Source organism: Stenotrophomonas pictorum JCM 9942, from assembly GCF_001310775.1.
Taxonomy (GTDB): domain Bacteria; phylum Pseudomonadota; class Gammaproteobacteria; order Xanthomonadales; family Xanthomonadaceae; genus Stenotrophomonas; species Stenotrophomonas pictorum.
The window spans coordinates 1-1,833 of sequence record NZ_BAZI01000463.1; the positions used below are offsets into that span (position 1 = coordinate 1).

A 1,833-nucleotide genomic window follows, 5' to 3' on the forward strand; every position below is an offset into this window, starting at 1 on the left:
CGCTGGCCGAGCTGAGGGCGCGCGTGGCCGAGGCGCCGCCGGTCCGCGGTTTCGCCAATGCGCTCAATGCGGCGATCGCCAATGGCGATCCGGCGGTGATTGCCGAGGTCAAGAAGGCCAGTCCGTCCAAGGGCGTGATCCGCCCGGACTTCCATCCGGCCGATATCGCGGTGAGCTACGAGTTCGGTGGCGCCAGCTGCCTGTCGGTGCTGACCGACGTGGATTTCTTCCAGGGCGCGGACGCCTACCTGCAGCAGGCGCGGGAGGCCTGCACCCTGCCGGTGCTGCGCAAGGACTTCGTCATCGACCCCTACCAGGTCTATGAGGCGCGCGTGCTGGGCGCGGACTGCATCCTGCTGATCGTCTCGGCGCTGGATGACCGCCAATTGGCCGAGCTTTCCGGGTTGGCGATGCAGCTGGGCATGGACGTGCTGGTGGAAGTGCACGACATCGACGAGCTGGAGCGTGCGATCCAGGTGCCGGTGCCGCTGATCGGTATCAACAACCGCAACCTGCGCACCTTCGAGGTGTCGCTGCAGAACACGCTGGACATGAAGGATGCGGTGCCGCGTGACCGCCTGCTGATCACCGAGAGCGGCATTCTCGGCCCGGCCGATGTCCAGCTGATGCGTGAGGCAGGCGTCAACGCCTTCCTCGTCGGCGAAGCCTTCATGCGTGTGGAAGAGCCGGGCGAGGGCCTGCGTCAGCTATTCTTCCCGGCATGACCGATTCATACCCCTTGCCTCCGGACGATGCGCAACTGGTCGTCTTCGACTTCGATCACACCCTCTACGACGGCGATTCCGGCAGTCATCTGTTCGCCTGGCTGATCAGGCGCAATCCGCTGCGACTGCTCGCGGCGGTGCTGGCCACGCCCTTACTGGGGCCGCTGGTGGCGATGCTGCCGACGCGGCGCATCGGCATTTCCGGCTATGTCTGGATTGCCACGTTCGGTCTGCATCAGGCGCGCGAGTTCAACAAGGTCATCGACCGGTACGTGCTCACGCACGAGACGCAGATTCGCCAGAAGCTGCTGCCGCACGCGCTGGAGGTGTTTGCCGCGCATCGCCGCGCCGGCGACCGCGTGGTGGTGGCTACCGGCGCACCGCCGGAGCTGGCCCGCGCCATCCTCACCTTCGTCGCCCACCAGGGTGTGCCGGTGATCGGCAGTGAAGTGGGGCCGCGGCTGGGCGCGATGGGCGCCACCCGGCACTGCCACAACGAGGAAAAGATGCGGATGCTGCGCGAGCGGGGCTACGGCGACATCGCCATCGCCTATTCGGACAGCACCGCCGACCTGCCGCTGCTCAAAGCGGCCAGGGCACCGGTGGTGGTCAATCCCAAGCATTCGCGCGTGGCCTACTTCGGCAAGGTGCTGCCGGCGGGAACGCCAATCCTGAACTGGGGTTGTGCCGGTCGCGGCGGTGATCCGCTGCCCTGAGCCGGCTCAGGCGCCGCGCAGCTTGAGCAGCGCGGTGCCGATCTGGAACAGGCTGATCGACAGCACCAGCAGGCCCACGGCAACCAGCACCCAGCGCTCCCGGACCCGCTTGACCAGCAGCGCAGCCACCGGTGCGGCCATCATGCCGCCCACCAGCAGCCCGGCGACAATGGACAGGTGCTGCAACCCCATCGACAGCAGGAAGGTGGCCGAGATCGACAGGGTGACGAGGAACTCGGCCGCGCTGACCGTACCGATGGTGGTTCGGGCCTGAGCGCCGCGCGCAAGCAGGGTCGAGGTCGCCACCGGCCCCCAGCCGCCGCCACCGCTGGCATCGAGCAGGCCGGCGAAGAAGCCCAGCAGGGGTACCCGCTTTATCTCCCGGCGCGGCG

Annotated in this window: 3 protein-coding genes; 2 read left to right on the top strand and 1 reads right to left on the bottom strand. The window is 67.8% G+C overall.

Annotation, left to right across the window (positions count from 1 at the left end; translation table 11 throughout):
* The coding region (gene trpC / locus JCM9942_RS15030) for an indole-3-glycerol phosphate synthase TrpC (protein WP_054660652.1) at positions 1-725 on the top strand (725 nt) is incomplete at its 5' end.
* Positions 722-1,441 carry a haloacid dehalogenase-like hydrolase gene (locus JCM9942_RS15035; RefSeq protein ID WP_054660654.1) on the top strand — a complete coding sequence of 240 codons (720 nt, stop codon included), beginning with the start codon at positions 722-724 and terminating at the stop codon, positions 1,439-1,441. The genes trpC and JCM9942_RS15035, both read left to right, overlap by 4 nt.
* 6 nt (positions 1,442-1,447) lie before the next feature.
* Here the strand turns inward: JCM9942_RS15035 and JCM9942_RS15040 are convergent.
* Positions 1,448-1,833, bottom strand: a 386-nt coding sequence (locus JCM9942_RS15040; RefSeq protein WP_157722966.1) for a TSUP family transporter, incomplete at its 5' end; no start/stop codon positions are given.

Coding starts and splice junctions, on each gene's coding strand:
- JCM9942_RS15035 (WP_054660654.1), top strand. CDS start 722: ATGACCGATTCATACCCCTTGCCTCCGGACGATGCGCAACTGGTCGTC.